Origin of the sequence: Faecalibacterium sp. An58 (assembly GCF_002161515.1) — a bacterium.
Lineage (GTDB): Bacteria > Bacillota > Clostridia > Oscillospirales > Ruminococcaceae > Faecalibacterium > Faecalibacterium avium.
In genome coordinates this window covers 35,753-56,225 of record NZ_NFHX01000014.1, presented here as the reverse complement: position 1 = coordinate 56,225, position 20,473 = coordinate 35,753, and the positions used below count along the sequence as shown (strand labels likewise).

Annotated in this window: 21 protein-coding genes and 2 pseudogenes; 3 read left to right on the top strand and 20 right to left on the bottom strand. The window is 54.3% G+C overall.

Features of this window, described 5'->3' with window-relative positions; all coding sequences use genetic code 11:
* Positions 1–772: pseudogene (locus B5G12_RS14660) on the top strand (relaxase/mobilization nuclease domain-containing protein); the annotation flags it as partial.
* Between the two features lie 301 nt (positions 773–1,073).
* Here B5G12_RS14660 and B5G12_RS09535 read toward each other — a convergent pair.
* From B5G12_RS09535 to B5G12_RS09485, 12 genes are all read right to left on the bottom strand, one after another.
* Positions 1,074–1,745 (bottom strand): peroxiredoxin, encoded by a 672-nt coding sequence (locus B5G12_RS09535; protein WP_087324747.1) that lies wholly within the window; start codon positions 1,743–1,745, stop codon positions 1,074–1,076.
* A 91-nt stretch (positions 1,746–1,836) separates the two neighbouring features.
* Positions 1,837–2,841 (bottom strand): siderophore ABC transporter substrate-binding protein, encoded by a 1,005-nt coding sequence (locus B5G12_RS09530; RefSeq protein WP_522731434.1) that lies wholly within the window; start codon positions 2,839–2,841, stop codon positions 1,837–1,839.
* A gap of 38 nt (positions 2,842–2,879) precedes the next feature.
* On the bottom strand, positions 2,880–3,632 hold the full coding sequence (locus tag B5G12_RS09525; protein ID WP_087324745.1) for an iron ABC transporter ATP-binding protein: 753 nt from the start codon (positions 3,630–3,632) through the stop codon (positions 2,880–2,882).
* Between the two features lie 291 nt (positions 3,633–3,923).
* Positions 3,924–4,115 (bottom strand): hypothetical protein, encoded by a 192-nt coding sequence (locus B5G12_RS09520; RefSeq protein ID WP_087324744.1) that lies wholly within the window; start codon positions 4,113–4,115, stop codon positions 3,924–3,926.
* Between the two features lie 23 nt (positions 4,116–4,138).
* Positions 4,139–5,002, bottom strand: a complete 864-nt coding sequence (locus tag B5G12_RS09515; protein WP_087324743.1) for an ATP-binding protein — start codon at positions 5,000–5,002, stop codon at positions 4,139–4,141.
* Positions 4,993–5,667 (bottom strand): replication initiator protein A, encoded by a 675-nt coding sequence (locus B5G12_RS09510; RefSeq protein WP_177754549.1) that lies wholly within the window; start codon positions 5,665–5,667, stop codon positions 4,993–4,995. The genes B5G12_RS09515 and B5G12_RS09510 overlap by 10 nt, the downstream gene beginning before the upstream one ends.
* 69 nt (positions 5,668–5,736) lie before the next feature.
* Entirely contained in the window at positions 5,737–5,904 is a 168-nt protein-coding gene (locus B5G12_RS14720) for a hypothetical protein (RefSeq protein WP_162614087.1), read from the bottom strand.
* A 24-nt stretch (positions 5,905–5,928) separates the two neighbouring features.
* Complete coding sequence (locus B5G12_RS09505) at positions 5,929–6,258, bottom strand: plasmid mobilization protein (protein ID WP_087324741.1); 330 nt, start codon at positions 6,256–6,258, stop codon at positions 5,929–5,931.
* 919 nt (positions 6,259–7,177) lie between these two features.
* Entirely contained in the window at positions 7,178–8,311 is a 1,134-nt protein-coding gene (locus B5G12_RS09500; RefSeq protein ID WP_087324740.1) for a toxic anion resistance protein, read from the bottom strand.
* Positions 8,312–8,331: 20 nt separating this feature from the next.
* On the bottom strand, positions 8,332–9,387 hold the full coding sequence (locus tag B5G12_RS09495; RefSeq protein WP_087324739.1) for a hypothetical protein: 1,056 nt from the start codon (positions 9,385–9,387) through the stop codon (positions 8,332–8,334).
* On the bottom strand, positions 9,384–9,992 hold the full coding sequence (locus B5G12_RS09490; protein ID WP_087324738.1) for a 5-bromo-4-chloroindolyl phosphate hydrolysis family protein: 609 nt from the start codon (positions 9,990–9,992) through the stop codon (positions 9,384–9,386). Before B5G12_RS09490 ends, B5G12_RS09495 begins: the two co-directional genes overlap by 4 nt.
* Positions 9,992–11,422, bottom strand: coding sequence for a VWA domain-containing protein (locus B5G12_RS09485; RefSeq protein ID WP_158099708.1), 1,431 nt, complete (start codon positions 11,420–11,422; stop codon positions 9,992–9,994). The genes B5G12_RS09490 and B5G12_RS09485 overlap by 1 nt, the downstream gene beginning before the upstream one ends.
* Before the next feature lie 532 nt (positions 11,423–11,954).
* Between B5G12_RS09485 and B5G12_RS09480 the strand changes: the two are divergent.
* Positions 11,955–13,423 (top strand): annotated as a pseudogene (locus tag B5G12_RS09480) (recombinase family protein); the annotation flags it as partial.
* Here B5G12_RS09480 and B5G12_RS09475 read toward each other — a convergent pair.
* From B5G12_RS09475 to B5G12_RS09445, 8 genes are all read right to left on the bottom strand, one after another.
* Positions 13,377–14,321 carry an iron chelate uptake ABC transporter family permease subunit gene (locus B5G12_RS09475; RefSeq protein ID WP_087324736.1) on the bottom strand — a complete coding sequence of 315 codons (945 nt, stop codon included), beginning with the start codon at positions 14,319–14,321 and terminating at the stop codon, positions 13,377–13,379. The pseudogene B5G12_RS09480 and the gene B5G12_RS09475 overlap by 47 nt on opposite strands.
* On the bottom strand, positions 14,318–15,310 hold the full coding sequence (locus B5G12_RS09470; protein ID WP_343286633.1) for an ABC transporter permease: 993 nt from the start codon (positions 15,308–15,310) through the stop codon (positions 14,318–14,320). Before B5G12_RS09470 ends, B5G12_RS09475 begins: the two co-directional genes overlap by 4 nt.
* A 234-nt stretch (positions 15,311–15,544) precedes the next feature.
* Positions 15,545–17,656: a heavy metal translocating P-type ATPase gene (locus tag B5G12_RS09465; protein ID WP_087324734.1), complete on the bottom strand. Its 2,112-nt coding sequence runs from the start codon at positions 17,654–17,656 to the stop codon at positions 15,545–15,547.
* 50 nt (positions 17,657–17,706) lie between these two features.
* Entirely contained in the window at positions 17,707–17,979 is a 273-nt protein-coding gene (locus B5G12_RS09460; RefSeq protein WP_087324733.1) for a DUF6110 family protein, read from the bottom strand.
* 19 nt (positions 17,980–17,998) lie between these two features.
* Positions 17,999–18,079: a DUF6219 family protein gene (locus B5G12_RS15220; RefSeq protein WP_522731435.1), complete on the bottom strand. Its 81-nt coding sequence runs from the start codon at positions 18,077–18,079 to the stop codon at positions 17,999–18,001.
* Between the two features lie 68 nt (positions 18,080–18,147).
* Positions 18,148–19,065, bottom strand: a complete 918-nt coding sequence (locus tag B5G12_RS09455; protein WP_087324732.1) for a helix-turn-helix transcriptional regulator — start codon at positions 19,063–19,065, stop codon at positions 18,148–18,150.
* Between the two features lie 87 nt (positions 19,066–19,152).
* Entirely contained in the window at positions 19,153–19,575 is a 423-nt protein-coding gene (locus tag B5G12_RS09450) for a flavodoxin (RefSeq protein ID WP_087324731.1), read from the bottom strand.
* 330 nt (positions 19,576–19,905) lie between these two features.
* Positions 19,906–20,154 carry a heavy-metal-associated domain-containing protein gene (locus B5G12_RS09445; RefSeq protein WP_087324730.1) on the bottom strand — a complete coding sequence of 83 codons (249 nt, stop codon included), beginning with the start codon at positions 20,152–20,154 and terminating at the stop codon, positions 19,906–19,908.
* Here B5G12_RS09445 and B5G12_RS09440 point away from each other — a divergent pair.
* A complete protein-coding gene (locus tag B5G12_RS09440) occupies positions 20,153–20,461 on the top strand; it encodes a hypothetical protein (RefSeq protein ID WP_242955999.1) in 309 nt (102 codons plus the stop codon). The genes B5G12_RS09445 and B5G12_RS09440 overlap by 2 nt on opposite strands.
* Positions 20,462–20,473 lie beyond the last annotated feature (12 nt).

Here is a 20,473-nt window from a genome sequence, read left to right as displayed (position 1 = left end):
GAAAAAGTCCGGCTGCATCGTGGAACGCCGGGGCAAGCACATCACGCTTTGCGCGCCTGGCTGGAAAAAGCCGGTCCGGCTGCGCAGTCTGGGTAAGGGCTACACACAGGAGGATTTGATCGCCGTTCTGGCCGGGACCAGAGAGCACACGCCCCACAAAGTGCCGGCTGCCGCTCCTGCAGCGCCCAAGGTCAACCTGTTGGTGGACATTCAGGCCAAGCTCCAGGCGGGCAAGGGCAAAGGTTATGAGCGCTGGGCCAAGGTGTTCAACCTCAAGCAGATGGCCCAGACCATGGCCTATCTTTCAGAGCATGACCTGCTGGACTACGCCGCTCTTGCGTCAAAGGCTGCTGCTGCGGCTGAAAGGCACAACGATTTGCGGGCGCAGATCAAGTCAGCGGAAAAGCGGATGGAGGAGATCGGCACCCTGCGGACGCATATCATCCAGTACGCCAAGACCCGTGACACCTATGTGGCCTACCGCAAGGCGGGATACAGCAAAAAGTTTCTGGAAGCCCACCGGGAGGAGATCACCCTGCACAAGGCCGCCAAAGATGCCTTCGACAAGCTGGGCCTGAAGAAGCTGCCCAAAGTCAAAGATTTGAACGCTGCGTATGCAGAGGTGCTGAGCCAAAAGAAAAAACTGTATCCAGAATACCGCCGCGCCCGTGACGAGATGCGGGAGCTTTTGACCGTCAAGGCCAACGTGGACCGGGTGCTGAACATGGAAGCGCCCGAGGCCGGGCGTGAAAAAGACCACAGCCAGCGTTGAGCAGGCTGTGGTCATAATTTTACAAAGCGTTCGTAGAACGCGCAGCCGCAGAAGGGACTTCTGCGTTCAAATGGGGTTTGGGGTGTGCACCAACAAGCATCCTCTGGCTAAATGGATAGCCAGAGGAATTGCTTGCTGGCACAATGTCATCAATGAAATAAAAATAAGTTTCATCACAGACGGTTAAACACCTGTCTAGAACAAAGCGGGAATGTCACCTTCAGTTTGGGCTGAGTGTGACATTCCCGCTCATTTTAGGCAATCAGGATTGGACAGGATAGGGAGGATGGTTTCGATATGGTTACTTCGAGTCTCTACGGAAGCACATGAACCAATCCAGGCAATACTGATTCTCGCTCTGGTTGTCCATCCGCTCCTTGGCTATGCCGCAGCTGCCGGCGGTGGGCACTATGACATCATCGCCGGGCCGCCAATCGGCGGGGGTGGCGCAGGTGTCAGCGTCTGCCTTTTGGAGAGCCAAAATGATGCGCTTGATTTCATCAAAGTTGCGGCCTGTAGACAGCGGATAGTACAGGATGGTCCGTACCACCCCGTTGGGATCAATGATAAATACCGCCCGCACCGCCTGCGTATTGGACTGGCCCGGTTGGATCATGCCGTACTTGTTGGCAATCTCCATGCGGATATCCTCGATCAGAGGAAAGGTTACATTGATGTTTTTCTTTCCATTCCATTCAAGCTCCTGGATCTTCCGCAGCCAGGCAATGTGGGAATAGATGGAGTCCACGGAAAGTCCTACCAGTTCGGTGTTGAGAGCCTTAAACTCATCCCTCATGGAGCCAAAGGTTATAAACTCCGTGGTGCAGACTGGCGTGAAATCCGCAGGATGGGAGAAGAGGATCACCCATTTGCCAGCGTAATCCTCCGGGAATTTGATAGAACCCTGGGTGGTGACGGCCTCAAAGGACGGGGCCTTGTCGCCAATGAGAGGCATTCTGTTTTCCTGATCCATGGTAAGCGCTCATTTCGTCAGTAGTCAAGTTCGATGAAAACGATATATGAGTTCTTTGGAGAAAGGCCGTAATACTCGATCTAAAACAGCGTTAATGCAGCAGCTCGCTTTCCAGATCCTGCAGCATGATGTCCAGTGCGGTGATGCCACCCTCGGCGGTATACCAGACAGCAGGGTGGGCCAGATAGATCAAATGGCCGTTCTTGTAGGCGTCAGTGCCCATAACCAGCTCATTTTCCATGATGTCCTGCGCCAGCTGGGCACCGTCGGTGCCAATGGCAGCATCGCGGTCCATCACAAAGATGTAGTCAGGGTTTTTGTCAACGATAAACTCGAAGGAAGCCTCATTGCCGTGGGTGGAGGTATCGATGTTGGCGTCCACGCCAATATTCTCAAAGCCGACCTCCCGGCCGATGATGGAGCAGCGGCCATCGTTGCCCAGTACGTTGAAGCTGCCGCTGGTGCACATGCCCACAATGGCGGTCTGCCCCGCCGAGACCTCCTGCAGGGCGGTGATGCGGGCATCAAAGCCGGCCATCAGTTCGTCAACCTTCTCCTCCAGGCCGAACAGGGAGGCGATGGTAGCGGCATTCTGACGCACGCTCTCCACAACGCCAAGTTCGGTATCGGTGGCCAGATAGACTACAGGGGCGATTTCACTGAGGGCATCGTAACTGGAAGCCAGCCGGCCGCCGATGAAAATCACATCCGGCTCGCAGGCCATGACCGCCTCCAGATCAGCCTCCTTGATGGTGCCCAGATTGGCAATGTCATCGGTGATGTAATCCTGAAGGTATTCCAGGCTGGTATCGGCGGTGCCCACAACACGGTCACCCACGCCCAGAGCGTCCAGAATGTCCAGGGATGCCATATCCAGAATGGCAATCCGCTGGGGATTATAGGGGACTTCCAGCTCCACCAGCTCCTTGCTGCCGTTGTAGCTGGAGATGGTGATGGATTCCGGCGTTTCACTGGATGCAGTCTGGCTGCTGGCGCTGACTGTGCTGCCGGCCGAAGTGGCTGTCTGTCCGGAGCAAGCCATCAGGCTGAAGGCCACTGCACCAGCAAGGGCAAGGGTAACGATCTTTTTCTTCATCATGTTTCTCCTTTTCTAAAAAGTACTGAAAATTAGGGTCAATAGTAGATGGACAGAGGTTTGCCTGCAATGGTCAGGATCTCAAAGTCCACCCCGTAGATTTGGGACAGATTTTCCTTGGTCATCACCTCCTCCACTGTGCCGAACCGGGCAATTTTTCCGTCCTTGAAGGCACAGATATAATCGGAATAGAATGCCGCATAGTTGATTTCATGCAGCACCAGAATTACCGTCTTGCCCAGCTCGTCGCACAGGCGGCGGACGGTCTTCATCATGTTGGTGGCGTGGTAGATATCCAGATTGTTGGTGGGTTCGTCCAGCAGGACGTATTCGGTGTCCTGGGCGATGACCATGGCGATCAGGGCCCGCTGCCGCTGGCCGCCCGACAGTTCATCGATGAACCGGTCCTGGAAGTCTTCCAGCTCCATATAGGCGATGGCACGGTCGATGATCTTTTGATCCTCTGGGGTGACCCGGTTGCCTGAATAGGGAAAACGCCCGAAGGTCACCAGCTCCCGTACCGTCAGCTTCATCTGGATGTTGTTGCTCTGGGTCAGAATGGTCAGACGTTTGGAGAGCTCTTTGCTCTTCCATTTGCCGATGTCCTTGCCCTCAAAATCCACCAGCCCGCTGTCGTGGGCGATCAGCCGGGAGATCATCCCCATCACGGTGGATTTGCCCGCGCCGTTGGGGCCGATGAGAGAGATCACCTTTCCCTTAGGAATGGAAAAGGTCACTCCGTCCACCACCGTTTTGCCGTCGTACTGTTTGGTCAGTTCCTTGATCTGCATGGTCACACCTTCTTTCTTGTCAGGAGGAGATAGAGGAAGTAGAGGCCGCCGCCCACCGTGATGAATACGCTCACCGGCACCAAACCAATATAATCCGAACCAGTTCTTCCCTGTGGGGGACGGGTTCGGATTATTTGTTTATTTCGAGAGATATGAAAATACATATTTCCCAAACGGCGTTATAAAGCGCCCTGAATCCAAACCGCGAGGATCGCGAAAGAAAAAGGCAGACAAGTAAAAAACAGGCAAGGCAATCCCCAAATCGGCGGATTGACTTGCCTGTTTCTATATTTAGTCAGCGGCTTGTGCTGCAATTTCTTTATCTGGCTTTTCTGCCTGTTGCGCTTTCCATTCTGCAAATTCCCGCTGCCCTTCCTCACTCTCATAGAAGGCAAGAATATCGGGGAAAATGCACCGCGCTATGATCCCAATTTCCCGTTGTGGAATTGAGGTGTTGTTTATCAATTTCTTCTTTCTGGCCAACAAACGACTCCTCTCTCATATGTTCAGGTGCCCTGATTCAGAATTTTCGCCGCCCGTTTCACATTTTCCGCCGCGTTGCCCTTTCGGAAATTCTCGCCGTTAAACTGGATAGGGACGCAGACTTCCAAAACCCTGTCGTAGATGCGGCGCTCGTCCAGATCGGCAGCCTTCTGCATCACGGAAAGCGGGATGTTGGTGGTGACGATCATCGGTTTGCCGGTCAGCAGCCGTTTGTTGACCACATCAAACACGCGCTCCCTGCCGAAACTGGTGTTCCGTTCCGCGCCCAGGTCATCCAAAATCAGCAGCTCCGGGCGCATCAGCATTTTCAGGTAAGCATCCCGGTCCGCGCCGAAGTTGCCCTGCATACGGTTCACTACATCGGGCAGGCCGACAAACAGGACCGAAACCATTTTCTCAATCAGGGCGTTGGCAATGCAGCCCGCTGCATAGGATTTCCCGGTGCCAACATTCCCAAACAAGAGCAGCCCGGTTCCATCTTGGTGGAAACTATCCCAGTTTTCGGAATATCTTCTCGCTTTAACAAGCTGTGGAGTCATCACCTCGGCATTTTCAAACCGCCATCTGGCGGCGGGAATATCCCGGAACGCTTCGGAGCGGAGCATGGCAATCCGGTTTAGCCGCTCCAGCTCCCGCTGTTCTGCTTCGCGCCGCGCCCGTTCCTCAGCCGCACATTTGCAGGCAATCGGATGCTTGTCCAACCCGTTTTTGCGGTACTGTTCGGGAAAATAGGCTTCTTTGGGCGTGTGGCACTTGCCGCAGTATTTCAGCCCGTCATCCGGGTTGATGTAATCATCCGGTGCAGTGTTCAGGGTATCTGCTGCCTCAACGATTGCAGCCATGATTGGATTTACATTCACAAACATTCTCCTTCCTCATAGGTCTCTGTGTAGTCGTAATTCTTACTGGGCTTCGGTTTGCTATCCTCGTCCAGCCACTTGCGAATTGTGGCGTAATGGTTGGCGTAGTGCTTTCCGTTGGAGGCCATATAGGCCGATAGCCTGTTGATGTAATCCTCGTATTGGCCGGGATATATCGATTGCAGATCGGCCAATTCACTGTCCGAAAGAAAAACATTCTGATACTGCCCAAAACAGCGGCGGGCGTTCTCCCTCCTGTTATTCTGACTGGAATCTGTTTTATTCTTCTCTTTCTTACTTGTGGGCAAATTTTGCCCCATACAAGGGGAAGATTCACGCCCATCCATTGTGCAGATATTACCCTCTGGACGGGAAGAAAGCTGCACCTCATCGGGCAGTTGCAGGAAAATACGATTTGCCCGGTTCCAGCCCTGCCGGACGCGGGTGATGAGGCCCGCATTTTCCAGCTCGGCCAGAGCGGCCTTGACCGTCCGCTCACTCCGGTTCAGGTCATTTGCCATCTGGCGGATGGTGTAAATCACATAGACATTCCCATCCTCCGACACCCAGCCGGATTTCTGGGAGAGCTGTGTGCGCCCCAGAAGAAGGGCATAAAGCAGTTTGGCATTGATCGAGTATTCTCCCCGAAGGATAAACCGGGGCAACGGCACGAAAGGCGGCAGCGGGGTATCGGTTTTGTAGTAGATGGCACATCACTTCCTTTCTTCGGCGCAGGGCAATTAAGGCGGGCGGTTGGATCGTTTGGAGTGGTAATGTGGGCAGACGATCACCGCAGCACGGAAACTTTGTTTGCAGTTGTAGACGCACTTGCGACACAAGGCGTTATAGGTGATGCGTCCCCGGTCGTTCAGGAAGAACACCCATTCCTCCTTTCGTTTTTTACTCATACGCGGCATAGCGGCCTCCTGTGGTTATAATTCCTTTCGCTGGGTCTCTTTGAGCAGCGACCAAATCTCGACCTGCCGTTCTTTCAGCTCCGCAACATCCTCAGCGTAGAGATTCCCGGTGCTGTTGATCCGGCGGCAAATCTGGTTGATATTCCCGGCAACCCGGCTGACGGCTGCGGCCAGCTTTTTCTGCTGGGTGTAGTCCACTTTGATGATGTAGCCGTCAATCGCCATTTTTCTGAGATATGCGCCCATGTTCCTGGTGCCGAGCTGTGCCATTTTGCTTTGGATGAGCCGCCGCTCCTGCTCGGTGACACAGAATTCAATGCGGATCGGCCTTGTTCGTTCAGCCATTGGATATTCGCCTCCTTCAAACTACAACGGACAAATTTTTACGGATTGGGGGGGACACCCGAAAAAATATTCCCTCTCATATTTCAACGGACAGTTTCGAGCAAAAACTTGGTACCTGCTCAGAAAAATTTCCTTTCACTTTACAACGGACATTCTTTTCGCCGATTAGCGGGTACGGCAGGAATAAAATTTTCACGCCATAAATCAGTCCCTCTCACTTTATAACGGACAAATTTTTGCGAATTGGGGGTATCCCCCAAAATTCTTTTCACTTTACAACGGACATTTTCTCCGAGAAAAACAGGGGTCTGCTTGAAAAAAGTGAAAATAAAAATGCTCCCGGCCTTGGAAAAAGCGGAAGCATCGCGTTCTGCGGATATGAGATTTTAGAGTGCAGCAAGCACAGCCGCTGTCCGTACACAGCGGCGAAATGAGCGTTCCGGCCTGTCTGCCAGTCTGCTCATTTGTTCTTGTTGGGAGCACCCAAACCCCTATAAAAACGCCACTTTGTTGTTGTAGAAAGGAACTGAAAAGTATTACCGCTTCAAGTTTGAAGAAATCCGCTTTTCCGATGAGAAAATGGTGACTTTGGTGGAAAAGATCGGATGTCATAATTTAACAAGAAATCGTGCTCGTAGGATGAAAGGATAAGTCGTTTTTAGAAAAGCGCTCAAGAAGTGCTCGTTCACAAGTTCTAAAAATAAACCATACGCAACCGGATTGACAGCAAAAGAGGCCTGGAGTTGTACTCCAGGCCTCTTTTGCTGTGCATACGGATAAGAGCTATCATACCTCTGCTTTTACATTCAGTCTTAAAAGCGGAGCCTGACGAAAACGCCAATATTTGCCAGGAAGAGCATAGATGCCGACCAGGATTAAATACAGTTTTTTGGGGAGTCTAGGACCCCTCATTTTTTCTTCACTGTATCGCGGTCAATAGGGCTTCTTTCAGCTTCTGTTCGATACTGAGGAGTTCTGTTTCGGCATTCTGGCGGGCGGCGCGGCCCTCCTGCTGGATCTTGATGGTTTCCTCAATGGTGGAAATCAGATCCGCGTTGACCTTTTTCAGCGTTTGCAGATCCACAATGCCGCGCTCAGATTCTCTTGCCACTTCCGTGCTGTTCTGCCTGAGCAGTTCTGCGTTTTTGGTGAGCAGGGTATTGGTGGCGTCGGAGACGCTTCTCTGCATTTTCAGCACGCTCTCCTGCCGGTGAAGCCCCAGGGCAATGACAATCTGGCTCTTCCACAGCGGAATGGTGCTGAGGATCGCCGTCTGGATCTTATCCACCAGCATTTTGTCGTTGTTCTGGATGAGGCGGATCTGCGGCGCTGTCTGGATAGCGACGGTCTTGCTCAGCTTCAGGTCGTGGATCTTTTTTTCAAAGCGGTTTACCGTGTCCTCGAAATCCCGCACCACCTGGGCGCTCATGGCGTCGCCCTTAGCCGCCGCTTCGGCGCGCAGCTGCGGCAGGGTGGTTTCCTGCAATTCCGGTAGCTTTTCTTCGCCTGCGGCGATGTAAATTTGCAGCTCCCGGAAGTATTCCAGGTTTTTTTCATACAGCCCGTCGAACATGGTGATGTCCTTGAGCATCTGCATCCGGGCCTGGTCCAGCTGCTGCTCGATGCGGTCGATCTGCACCTCCAGCTTTTCATACCGCTGCATAAACTTTTTAACGGCCCGGGAGGCGTTTTTCAGGAATGGGATCTTATCCCAAAAGCCCTCGTCCAGCCCGTCCACATCCACCTCTTTGACCTTCAGCACCAGATCCGACATCAGCTCCCCCACATAGCCGCTGTCCTTACTGCGCACCTGTGTGAGGATATTGTCAGAAAAGCTGGAAATGTTCCGCTGCGCCCCGACGCCGTACTGAAGCGCAGCCTGAGAATCCATCAGGTCGATGCTGTTTTTGACCTCCTCCACCCGTGCTTTCTGCTCCGGACTCAATTCTTCCACCTGAGCGCGCACCGCTTCCACGCTTGCAGGCTTCTGCACTTGCAAGGCGGTATGTCCTTTACTCTGCATCAAAGCATCCAGTGTGATAGAATCTGCCATCTTTTATCTGCTCCTTCCCACTATGAAAGCGCTTTAATGATCCTGTCCATGGTATTGGCATCCGGCATGGGCGCTACCTGCGTCAATTCCTCGGCAATACCGGACACCCCGAAACGGGCTGCATCCGTGGGGGTATCGTATACGCCGGTACGGAACCCGTGCTTTTCCCAGGCCAGCCGCTGGATGTCCTCATCCAGCAGGGCATCGATCCCCGCCGTACCGGCCTCATCCAGGGCGATATACACATGGGAGGACCAGACGGTGGGCGTTGGATACATTATCACAATGTCCCCCTTGACCTGTTCCCAGGTATCCGGGTTTTCCACGGCGAATTCCAGCAGCTGGTTTTCATAGCCGGCGATCAGAGGCTTGGCGCCCATGCCGGTCTTCAGAAACTGATCGAACAAATCCGAGGAGGAGCTTTCCATATACCCCAGCTTCTGAAAAATATTTTGCAGCCGGGGCAGGATCTCCGCCAGATTGCTTTCGTCCGCCACGCCGCCGCAGAGGGTATTGGCCAAAAGCCCGGCGAACATATTGCCGGAATTGGATTTGGTCGGGTCGGTGGTGCCCACGGAAACACTGCCGTAAAGCTGGGGAAGGCCGATTTCCTCCCAGGTTGTGCCGGCTTCTATGGTCTCGGTCAATTTTTCCATGTCCACCGTGTATACGCCGTTTGTAACGACAGCAAGCCCGCTGTCGACCAAGGCCTGCGCCACGGCGCTGCGGGTATACAGGACGATGGGTGTATTGAGGATGATCTCGCTTTTCACCGGGTCTCCATGAACCTGCTTATACAGTTCCAGAGCCGTCTGATTGGAGGGGAATAGGAAATCCCGCCCCTCGGCGTCGTCGGTGACCATATCGATGGAACCTGCCTTGGCGTAGTCGATGACCAGCCGATACCTGTCCCGCAGGATATCCTGTACCTCCTCGTCTTCCAGCAGGCCGATTTTTTCGCCGCCCACATAACCGTTGATTTCAGTAACGGTTTGGCTATTACTGATGAATACATAGGCAGCGGCGGCTATGATGACAGCTGCCAGGATGCCCAGCCCAATGAGCTTGGTTTTCATTTTCCGCCCTCCATTTTCAAGGTGCTTTTCAGGAGTTCGATATCTGCCTCGATATCCAGCAGCTCGCCCTGCATCAGATGGGCAAACTGCTTTTCAAAGGCGGAGTTCAGCACCGGCAGGGCCTCCGCCGTCTTTTGCAGAATATCGGCGACCTCCCCCGAATGAAGCTCCGTCTCCTGGAAATCCACATATCTTGTCAGCAATTTGGCGGCCGTATCCAGATAATAGGTAAAGAAGCGGCGCGCCAGCTTAATTTTGTCTGGATTTTCCTCCAGATAGGTTAGGATCCGGGCCCCGGTAGCATATAGAGCCTGCGCATCCTGCCGCACAGAGGAAGTTTTGATCTCTTTTGCTGCTTTATCAATGTCTGCCAGGTCCGCCTGGGCATCGTCCAAAAGTTGCCGGATCTCTTCACCGCCAGGCATAGATTCCACATCAATTCCCGCGATTTTCCGGCTGGGCTTGAGCAGGAAAAACAGTCCGAAATAGATGCCGACACACAGCAGGATGCAGACAATCAGATTCCAATGGAAAAATAGGAACAGTAGCAGGAAGACGATTGCAGCAGCAAAGGAGGAAACGAGCATTCGCGAAGTCTCTTTCATCAGTTATACCCCTTTACGCTGCGGAACGCCTCCGTCAGATTCTCCCGGCCGTCGAACACCCGGGCATTGGTATACCGCGCCAGCTCCTCCAGTTGGGTTTCGTCAGCATCTCCAAACATGATGGAGAAGACCGGGACCTCAGTTCCAAGCCCGGCGTAAGCCGCCTCAAAATCGGACAGGGACCCGCTGGACTGCCCGTCGGTGAGCAGGATGATCGCCGGCGTATACTGCGACAGATCATATTCTCCCAGCAGCTCAATCCCCCGCACGGCGGCCGCGTACATATCGGTACCGCCGCCTACTTCCTGGTTTTCCACTTTGTCATAAAGCGCTTCCAGCTCGCTGCCGTTGCCTGTGGCCGTATAAGTGTCGATCACGCCCCCGTTAAAGGGAATAAGGATATTCACCTCGTTTTCTGATGCCTGCAAGAAGTTTTTCCGGGCGTTCTCCTGGATGAGCAGCTGCTCCATGGCCTGAACCAGCTGTTCATTTCCCTCGCCGCTCATGCTGCCGGAGTAGTCCAGGCAGTACACGGTAAGGGAAGGCTTGCGGAAATCGGTTTGGTATAGATTTAGGCATTCAAACAGAACATCGGCAGCTGGCATTTTGATGGGGGAGAGCACCCGGTCGGGCTGCAGGCCCCAGTCGGCCCGGAATACATCCTTGTTTTTCTCCGAAACCCCGGTGTAGCCAGAACGGCGGCCGGTGCGCTGGATCTCGTCCTGCACATCCTCCGACAGCAGGTATTCCTGCAATTTTAAAAACAGTTCCTCCTGGCCATCGTCCCCTTTGTCCACATAGCCCAGGGGCGAATCCGCCAGCGAAAGACCGTCATAGGGGTACACTACATACAGCGGCTCCTCGCCACGCTCTTCCAGTTCCCGGTTGGCCTGGATGACCAGGCACTCGTAGTTCACCATAGCGTCATAATCGCCCTGCAAGAACATGTCCTTCAGCCAGTCCGAGCTGCCGGAGGAGCGGTCCACGCCGGAGAGAAGCTCCTGCATTTGCGCCCTCAGTTCGTCACTCTGCAGATCCTCCGATGTGATGACTTCCGGGTTGCCCAGGAGCGCGTACAAAAATCCGATATACGCGCTGGCGCCGGAATTGGACTGAGTGGCGCTGGTCATGCAGAAGCGGAGTTTTCCGTTCCGGATCGCCTCAAGAAGGTCGTTTACCGACACCTCCCGCCCCACAAATCCCAGCTCCTCCGCCAGGCTTTTGCGGATACCGAACACCACCGGCGAAATGGAGATGGATTCCGCGTGCTTGATCCGGTGTTCCGTATCCCCCACCGTCAGCCACAGGCTGCTGGCCGGCCACACGGCGTCATAGGGGATGTCTTCCTCTCCCAGTAGACGCATGATATCCAGCGAGCCCATATAGGTCATCTCAATGCGCACATGCTCCCTGTCGGAAAACTCCTCCAAGATCGGTTCCAGTTCGGAATTTTCCGATCCGGAAACAATACGCAGCACCGAGCTACCACCACCCAAAACCGTGTCGGCTTCACCTCCGTCCGTGCTTCCTACATTGCAGCCGCTGAACATTGTCAGTATCACGAAAATAGACAGCAGACAACCAATAAAGCCCCTTTTCATTTTCATAGTGAGACCCCTTCCTTTGCCAACATTCGTATATTGCAAAGTAAATATTTTTTACAATTATAACAACCCATTATATTTTACAATGCGTCGTGTAAAATCTGCTACCTCAGCAAGGTAAAAGATATGTATATTTGGAGCAGTATGTGGATGGAGGACATAGAATAAAACAAAGATGCTGAACTTGACGACACCGCAAAAAATAGACGATATCGCAAACAACAAGGCTGAGAAGCATCTTTTCCTAACAGAATGAAAAACGCCACATACAGCGGCAGAAATGCCTCAAAATTGACCCGAAATCACACACAAAAGCGCTGATATATGCCACACCCCCTTTGGCAGAGAGCAATTCTCGATTTCTCTTAAAGATTCGTATAATCAGAGAGAAGCAAGTATTGAAGGACAAATCCGGGAGTGTACCGCCTTTGCCGAAAAGAACGGGATCACAGTCCTGCGGCACTATATCGACCGAGCTATTTCCGCTAAGACGGATAACCGGCCTGAATTTCAGAATATGATTATAGACAGCAATAAAAAGCTGTTTGATATGATCATTGTCTGGAAACTTGACCGGTTTGCCCGGAACCGCTACGACAGCGCCCGGTATAAAGCGCAGCTCAAGAAAAATGGTGTGAAAGTGGTTTCCGCTACGGAGGTCATTTCAGACGGCGCGGAGGGGATCATTCTGGAATCCATGCTGGAAGGTTTTGCCGAGTACTATTCGGTTGACCTCTCTGAAAAAGTCGTGCGCGGCATGACCGACAATGCTCTGAAATGTATGTTTAACGGCGGGACGCTGCCGATGGGGTATGTGATTGACGCGGAACAGCATTTCCAGATCGACCCGGTCACGGCACCGTATATTCTGGACGCTTTCAAACAGTATGACGAAGGCGCGACTATGACGCAGATTCGGGACTGGCTCAACGAGCAGGGCATGAAAAATACCCGTGGAAATCCCCTGACCTACAACAGCGTACAGCACCTATTGAAAAACCGCCGCTACATTGGCGAATATCAGTACAGGGATATTCTCATTCCTGATGGCATACCTGCTATCGTACCGAAAGACCTTTTTGACCGGGTACAGGCCAAAATGGAGAAAAACAAGAAAGCCCCGGCTCATCACAAGGCTGAGGACGATTATCTGCTGACAACCAAATTGTTCTGCGGGTACTGTGGAGCCTATCTCTGTGGCGAAAGCGGCACCAGCCGCACCGGAGTTGTCCACCACTATTACAAGTGCGTTTCGGTAAAAAGAAGCGCAAGGAATGCCACAAAAAGCCGGTTAAGAAGGGTTGGATTGAGGATTTGGTTGTCTCCGAGACCATGAAGATGATCATGGATGACGATGCAATCGAAGCTATCGTTTCGATGCTCATGGAGCTGCAGGAACAGGACAACACCAATATTCCCCTGTACGAACGACAGTTACAGGAAACGAATACCAAGATTCGCAACTTGATAAATGCGATCCAACAGGGTGTTTTGACCAAATCCACGAAAGAGAGCCTTGAAGAATTGGAGGCGGCAAAAGAAGAATTGGAAACCCGTCTTGCCAATGAGCAGTTGTCCAAACCTCCCAAGATCAGCGCCGAATTTATGACCTTCTGGCTCCACCGTTTCCGCAAGTTGGATGTCACCAAGCAGAGCCACCGGAAAATGCTGATAGACACCTTTATCAATGCGATTTATCTTTACGATGATAAAATGCTGATCACCTTTAACTACAAGGATGGAACGAAGAAAATCACTTTCAGCGAGATACAGGAAGCCTCTAAAAGGGATGCTTCTGGTTCGGATTTGGAATGCTCACCGGCACCGAGTAGGAATAGACATGCTCCACAATCAGCTGCCCGCCCACCAGGACCGCCATGCCAAACAGGGCAGAACCCAGCACAAGTTGGGTATGGCGGAAGGTTTTGAGAAGCTGCCGGGACAGGTTGGCGATGATGAGTCCAAGGAAAGAGATGGGCCCCACCATGGCGGTGGCCACGGCGATGCAGAGGGTCACGCCCAGCAGCAGGCGGCGGATGCAGCGGTCATAGTCTACCCCCAGGTTGATGGCCTGTTCCTTGCCCAGGGTCAGCACGTCCAGCAGGGCCAGCTCCTTGCGCAGGGCAAAGATTACGCCTGCCAGCAGAACCAGGGAAAAGAGGATGATTTCAGAATTGATGTTGCTGAAGCTGGCCACCAGGGTGTTCAGCAGGGTATCATACTCGTTGGGGTCCATCACCCGGGTAAGGGTTGTCTGGATGCTGCTGAAAAAGGAAGTCAGCACCGTGCCCACCAACAGCACATACAGCACATTGTGCTTGGTCTTTTGGAAGATCCAGTTGTAGAGGATGGTGGCGGTGATGCCCATCAGCACCACATCCACCCCGAAGGACAGGTTGGCGTTGGTTGCCACAATGCTGGCCGAGCCCAGGAAAAACACCACCGCCGTGTGGATCAGGGTGTACAGGGAATTCATTCCCAGCAGGCAGGGGGTGACAATGGTGTTGTTGATGATGGACTGGAACACCAGGGAGGCCCCGCCGATGGAAAACGCCGTGATCAGCATGACGACCAGCTTGGGGGTGCGGATCTTCATGGCATAGGCAAACAGCTTGGGATTGGAGAAATTCACCCCCACCAGCATGTAGCCCGCGGCGCAGAGAAGAACAATGGCGGCCAGGACCAGGAGTTTGCGCCGGTTGGAGCGGATGGCAGCAGAATTCACAGATCCGCACCTCCTTTCAGATTGGGCATGGCGGAGCAGCAGCTGGTGCTGGCGCTGCCCAGACGGATGGCCTTGCGGCCATATTTGAGCCGGTAAAAGAGCAGACCAATGAAGATCAGGCTTCCCAGAATGCCCACGATCAGCTCGATGGGCAGTTCGTAGGGGAAGATGATCACCCGGCCGATCATGTCGCACACCAGCACAAAGAGGGCGCCGAACAGGGCGGTGTCCACCAGGGTGCCCCGGATTTTGTCGCCCTTGTACATGGTCACCACATTGGGGACGATGAGGCCAATATAGGAGATGGAACCCACCACCACCACAATGCTGGCGGTAATCATGGCGGCGATGGTGAGCCCGGCAAACAAAACCAGATTGTAGGGGACACCCAGATTTTTGGAGAAGTCACGCCCCAGCCCCACAATGTTGAAGTGGTTGGCGAACAGGAAGGCCAGCACCACCAGGGGCACCGTCAGCCAGACGATTTCATACCGGCCTTTCAGCACCAGGGAAAAGTGGCCCACCAGCCAGGAAGAGAGAGCCTGGGTCATCTCGTATTGGTAGGCCAGATAGTTGGTGATGCCGCCGATGACGTTGCCGAACATGATGCCCACCAGCGGGACCATCACCACATCCTTGAACTGGATGCGCTGGATGAACCAGACGAAAATCCAGGTGCCTAGAATCGCTGTGGCAAAGGCAAAGATGGCCCGGCTCCACAGGGTGGAGGCCGGCATGAACAGCAGCGCCAGCAGGATGCCCAGCTGGGCCGAGGAGATGGTAGCGCCGGTGGTGGGAGAAACAAACTTGTTGCTGCACAGCTGCTGCATGATGAGGCCGGCCACGCTCATCCCGATGCCGGTGCACAGAATGGCCAGCAGGCGGGGCAGGCGAGAGATGATGAAGATCTCCATTTGCTCAAAATTGCCTGTCAGAATCTCGCCTGGCGTCAGATCAATGACTCCGACGAACAGAGAACAGCAAGACAATCCAAGCAGCAGTACAAACAAAAGAATGGTGGATCGATACTGTTTGATAAAAAACGCTCCCTTCTTTCTTAAGGTTAGCCATAACTAATCTTCGGGCCGAAAAAGATGCGCAGCGGTGATGGGTATCACCATCCATCCCATGCTGCGCATCGTGATGTTATTATAGCATATTGAGTTAGTTGTATGCAACTTGGCAAAAGGCACAAACTAAAAAGAAAACGAATGCGTTTTTTGCTATTTTGTTGATGCGTTGCCCTGCGTGGACCGTGCCGGGATGGTCAGCCGGCTCATGCTCCGCAGGCTGACACCCAGAGTGGAGAGATTGTGGAGGGTGGCCGAGGTGGCAGGCGGCAGGATTCCGGCTGCGCCCAGGGCGATCAGGGTACTGTTGAAGCCAATGACAAAGCGATAATGGGAGCGAATGCGGGCCATCAGGGCCATGGCGATCTGGCGCAGCTCCACCAGTTCCCACAGACTGTCGGCAGCAATGGTGATATCTGCAATCTCCCGGGCAATCGCGGCCCCGTCGCTGATGGCAATGCCCGCATCCGCCTCAGACAAAGCCGGCGAGTCATTGATGCCGTCGCCCACCATCAGAACGGTATGGCCTTCCCGGCGGAGCTGGGCCACATATTCTGCCTTGTCTGACGGAAGTACGCCGGCGCGGAAGTCATCCACACCCACCTGGGCGGCAATGGCTGCGGCCGTACGGTAGCTGTCTCCGGTGAGCATGACAGTGTTGGTGATCCCCAGGGCGCGCAGCGCCGTGAGAACGGACTTTGCCTCCTCACGCAAGGGGTCGGAGATGCAGATCACAGCGGCCAGCTGGCCACCGATGGCCAGATAGAGGTGGGAATATTCTGGCGGCAGCTGGTGAAACCGTTCCTGTTCTCCTTCTGGAATGCGGCAATGTTCGTCCTCCAGGACAAAGTGGGCGCTGCCGATCAAGACTCTTTCTCCGCCCACAGCGCTCACGATACCGTGAGCGACGATGTATTCCACCTTGGAGTGGTATTCCTCATGGCGAAGGCCCCGGCGCTTGGCCTCCTCCACCACGGCGTTGGCCATGGAGTGGGGGAAGTGTTCCTCCAGGCAGGCGGCCAGCCGCAGCATCTCAGCTTCGTCCTTTCCGCCAAAGGGGATCACCCTCGCCACTTTGGGACAGGCGTGGGTCAGTGTGCCTGTTTTATCAAAGACAATGGTATCGGCGGCAGCTGCAGCCTCCAGAAATTTGCCGCCCTTGACGGTAATCCGGGATTGGCTTGCCTCCCGCATAGCAGAAAGCACCGCCAGGGGCATGGCCAGCTTCAAGGCACAGGAAAAGTCCACCATCAGCACCGACAGAGCCCGGGCTGCATTCCGGGTGAGGGCGAAGCTCAGCAGGCTCCCCGCAAGGGTATAGGGGACCAGCTTGTCGGCCAGATTGGCAGCCTTGCTCTCAGTCGCCGACTTCATCTGCTCCGACTGCTCGATCATCTGAACAATCTGGTCGTATCGGCTCTGACCGGAGGCTTGCTTCACCTCCAGTACACATTCGCCTTCCTCTACTACGGTCCCGGCATAGACTGCGCCGCCTGGATGTTTGGGCACCGGGATGGACTCGCCGGTGAGGGACGCCTGGTTGACGGTGATTTCACCCTCCAGCACCAGGCCGTCCAAAGGAATGATGCCGCCGGCCCGGACGATTACGGCATCCCCCGGCTGGACCTGGGAGATGGGGACCAGTACTTCGCCCTGCGCTGTGCGCAGCCAGACTCGGTCCACGTTGAGGGACATGGACCGGGCGAGATCCTCCACCGACTTTTTCCGGGTCCATTCCTCCAGCAGTTCGCCCACTTCCAGCAGAAACATCACCATCCCGGCGGTGCTGAAATCTCTGCGGCAGGCAGAAATCGAGATGGACAGCGCGTCCAGAAGCTCCACCTTGATGGTTCGGTGCAGGAGGCAGCGGAGCCCCCGCCCGATAAAAGGGATCATATGCCAGAGAATACGGGCGATCCGCAAAGGGGGTGGGAGAAACAGGGTGCTGGCTGCTTTGCAAAGAATTTTGCCCACCAGCTTTTCCTCAAATTCCCGGTTCAGTGCCCGGCTGCTATGGGCGGGCACTGATACAGTTTGCTCCGCCTTTTGCCAGGAAAACTGCCGGATGGCATTCAACACCCTTTGCCGGTCGCCTTCATAGTACAGGATTACGGCACGGGTCCGCTCGTGGACGGTGACCTGGCGTGTCCAGGATTTACCCTGGAGCCAGGCTTCCAGAAGATCTGCCTGCGCAAGTGTCATCCGCTTCTGCTGCAGCTGAAACCGGATGCGGCCCCGGCTTTCATGCAAGATGGTTGCGTTCATAGATTCCTCCTTCAAAAAGAGGGAGCCGCTGGCGGCTCCCTCTGCGGATTTCAGGCTTCTTCGCTTTCCAGATTGGCAGCGGCGGCTTCCTCCGCTTCTTTTGCTGCGCGATCCTCGTTCAGCTCTTTGGCAGAGGACAGAATATCCCCGGCGTTTTCCTGTACGGTGGTCACCGTTTCCATGACCGAATCCTTCATCCGCAGCCCGGCTGCCGTCATGTGGACATAAGCCTTTTTGGCGTCCTTGCTGGACAGCAGCTTGACGCCGAAGGAACCGAACAATGCACCGCCTGCAAAGCAGGCCAATTTGGTATAAATGCTCATGACAATTCTCCTGTTCTGTTTATTTCCGTTTGTAGCCGGTCAGCATGACCATAATCATGCAGATCACGGCTGCCCACGCCCAAAAACGATGCTGTTTCATGGGTGTCACTCCTTTGAAAACTTTGGAATCTCCGGGCATTATAGCAGAACGTGAGAGAATTGTCGCTGTCAAAACGGACGCCGGATTGCGGTTTCAGACATTTTTCTGTACCGGCCGGGGGTAGTGCCATACGCCTGTTTGAACGCCGCGCTGAACTGGCTCATGCCCTCATATCCCACAGACTGAGCAATCTGCTGGATGGGCATCCGGGTTGTGCGGATCAGCTCCCGGGCGCGCTGGAGGCGCTGCTGAATCAGGAAGCGATGAACGGGAACTCCGTAGGCACGGCGAAAGTCTTCCTTTAATAAAGTTGAGGAGACAGAAAAATGTTGGCAGAGGCGCATAATGGTGAGCTTCTCGGACAGATGTGCCCGAATGTATGCCCCGACTTCCAGTGGATTGTAGGATGCCGGGCTGGCTGCTCCAAAAGGAAATCCTTCCGATTCGGACATCCCGGCACAGAGCAGATACAGCAGCTCCACCGACTTGAAAACACAGTAGCGCTCCTGTTCCTGTCCGGTCAGATGGGGAAGCGCATCCCAAAATGCCTGGGTCCAGGGGGTGTCGGACAGGGCCATGCAGCCCTTCTTTGCAGCCATCTTCCGTTTGACGCTTCGGGTGTCCAGCCTGATTCCCAGGGAGGAGCAGACTGCAGCAAGGCTCTCTCTTGCAGCTCTGGCATCGACGGCGATCAAAATGCCGCCCAGATTCCCTCTGTACCGGCACCAGCGGAGAGGGGAACTGTCGGAGAGCAGGAAGATCCCCGGCGCCTGTACCGTACAGGATATACCTTGCAGCGGCTGGGCCATCAGCCGGCCCGACAAACAGAAAAACACTTCAAAGTGGAGCGGTGCGCCGCACACGGGGATGGATTGCAGCTCCTGGTCTGTTTCCGGCAAGGAAAAGCGGCAGATTTGCACCCCCGGCATACTGTTGCTCCAGCGGCCCGCGTCAGATCTTTGGATCAATAAATATTCTTTCAACATGGTGTTCCACGACCTGTTTCTCCTGGATCAAACCGGTGGGCTGTCCGGCCATGCAGACAGAAGGGGAAGCCTTCTGTGATGTTTTGGTCAGACCAGGGATGCGCCCAAATTGCGGCAGGCCGCCAGGGCGTCGTCGTCCGGAGTCTCGTTGCAGGTCACACTGCTGCAGGCCAGAATGGCTCCGTCATCGGTGCAGCGGCTCTCCCAGCTGCGCATCCATTCACCATCGCCCCAACCGTAAGAACCGAACAGGGCAATCTTCTTCCCGTTCAGCAATCCTTCACAGGCGGCGAACATGGGTTCAAACTCAGTTTCTTCCAGCTGTTCCGATCCCATGGCGGGGCACCCGAAGGCAAAGGCAGAATACGCACCGATCTGCTCCGCTGAAAACTCTGTGGCAGTAACGGTAGTCACCTCAGCACCCTTGCTCATGACACCTTCAGCCACTGCCATGGCCATGGCCTCGGTGTTTCCTGTGCCGCTCCAATACACAACTGCAACTTTACTCATAAGACACAACGACCTTTCTTTCTAAAATTGTATGGTAGAAACATCAATCAGCCACGGTGAGCTGCTCGATGAACTTCCCTTGCCGTTTCTCTTTTCATGGCTTTTTCCAGCTGTATCCGGGCAGATTGCAGCAGGGGAATTCTCTGTTGCAAAGAACGCTAAGAATGTAGCCGGGCGAAGGTTGGCTACAACTAACATCAATAGTTTAATATGACTAACTTCGAATGTCAAGCCTTCCCAGAAACTTTTTTCTGATTTAGGATTCACGACATGGAGAGAATAGCCGGATTGCCATAAACAACCTGAGGATTGAATGAAGCCGCTTTCAGGTTATAAACCGAAGAACCCTCTCTTTTGATAGGGTTCCTTTTGGATGGCGCCAACTTCGTATCCCGTGCTGCGGATGGCGGCTGCGATGGTTTCCGGGTCCAGCTCTGCTTCAGAGAGGACCACCGTCTGGCATTTGGCACGAGAGGAGTGGACCTTTTTCACCGGGCAGGCTTTGCGCACAGCGTCGTTGATATGGGCTTCGCACATCCCGCACATCATTCCGTTGACTTCTACAGTGTACTTCCACATGGTTGAGGAATACCGCCAGTCCAGGGACAAGGAGAAGTTCCTCCGGGGGCATGAGGGCGAAATCATCCTGTTTGAGGCGGCGGCAAGAGAGCTGAAACGCCTGGACGCTGTACCCCTGCCCGCCACCAAACGGCTCCGGGCCGAGATGGACGGGCTCACCGCCAGGCGGACCGCCCTGCAATCGGAATATCGGAAGGCCCAGCGGGAGGAGCGGGAGTACGACACCCTCCGCCAGAATGTGGAGGCCCTACTGGAAAAGCCAAGGGAAGCCGAACCGCAGAGGCAGCGGAATCACGAACTGGAATAGGTAGGATTGTGC

Coding starts and splice junctions, on each gene's coding strand:
- B5G12_RS09455 (WP_087324732.1), bottom strand. CDS start 19,065: ATGTTGAAAGAATATTTATTGATCCAAAGATCTGACGCGGGCCGCTGG.
- B5G12_RS09465 (WP_087324734.1), bottom strand. CDS start 17,656: ATGAACGCAACCATCTTGCATGAAAGCCGGGGCCGCATCCGGTTTCAG.
- B5G12_RS09515 (WP_087324743.1), bottom strand. CDS start 5,002: ATGTTTGTGAATGTAAATCCAATCATGGCTGCAATCGTTGAGGCAGCA.
- B5G12_RS09535 (WP_087324747.1), bottom strand. CDS start 1,745: ATGGATCAGGAAAACAGAATGCCTCTCATTGGCGACAAGGCCCCGTCC.
- B5G12_RS09500 (WP_087324740.1), bottom strand. CDS start 8,311: ATGGCAGATTCTATCACACTGGATGCTTTGATGCAGAGTAAAGGACAT.
- B5G12_RS09525 (WP_087324745.1), bottom strand. CDS start 3,632: ATGCAGATCAAGGAACTGACCAAACAGTACGACGGCAAAACGGTGGTG.
- B5G12_RS14720 (WP_162614087.1), bottom strand. CDS start 5,904: ATGAGTAAAAAACGAAAGGAGGAATGGGTGTTCTTCCTGAACGACCGG.
- B5G12_RS09490 (WP_087324738.1), bottom strand. CDS start 9,992: ATGAAAGAGACTTCGCGAATGCTCGTTTCCTCCTTTGCTGCTGCAATC.
- B5G12_RS15220 (WP_522731435.1), bottom strand. CDS start 18,079: ATGAAACAGCATCGTTTTTGGGCGTGGGCAGCCGTGATCTGCATGATT.
- B5G12_RS09460 (WP_087324733.1), bottom strand. CDS start 17,979: ATGAGCATTTATACCAAATTGGCCTGCTTTGCAGGCGGTGCATTGTTC.
- B5G12_RS09450 (WP_087324731.1), bottom strand. CDS start 19,575: ATGAGTAAAGTTGCAGTTGTGTATTGGAGCGGCACAGGAAACACCGAG.
- B5G12_RS09495 (WP_087324739.1), bottom strand. CDS start 9,387: ATGAAAACCAAGCTCATTGGGCTGGGCATCCTGGCAGCTGTCATCATA.
- B5G12_RS09505 (WP_087324741.1), bottom strand. CDS start 6,258: ATGGCTGAACGAACAAGGCCGATCCGCATTGAATTCTGTGTCACCGAG.
- B5G12_RS09445 (WP_087324730.1), bottom strand. CDS start 20,154: ATGTGGAAGTACACTGTAGAAGTCAACGGAATGATGTGCGGGATGTGC.
- B5G12_RS09440 (WP_242955999.1), top strand. CDS start 20,153: ATGGTTGAGGAATACCGCCAGTCCAGGGACAAGGAGAAGTTCCTCCGG.
- B5G12_RS09530 (WP_522731434.1), bottom strand. CDS start 2,841: ATGAAGAAAAAGATCGTTACCCTTGCCCTTGCTGGTGCAGTGGCCTTC.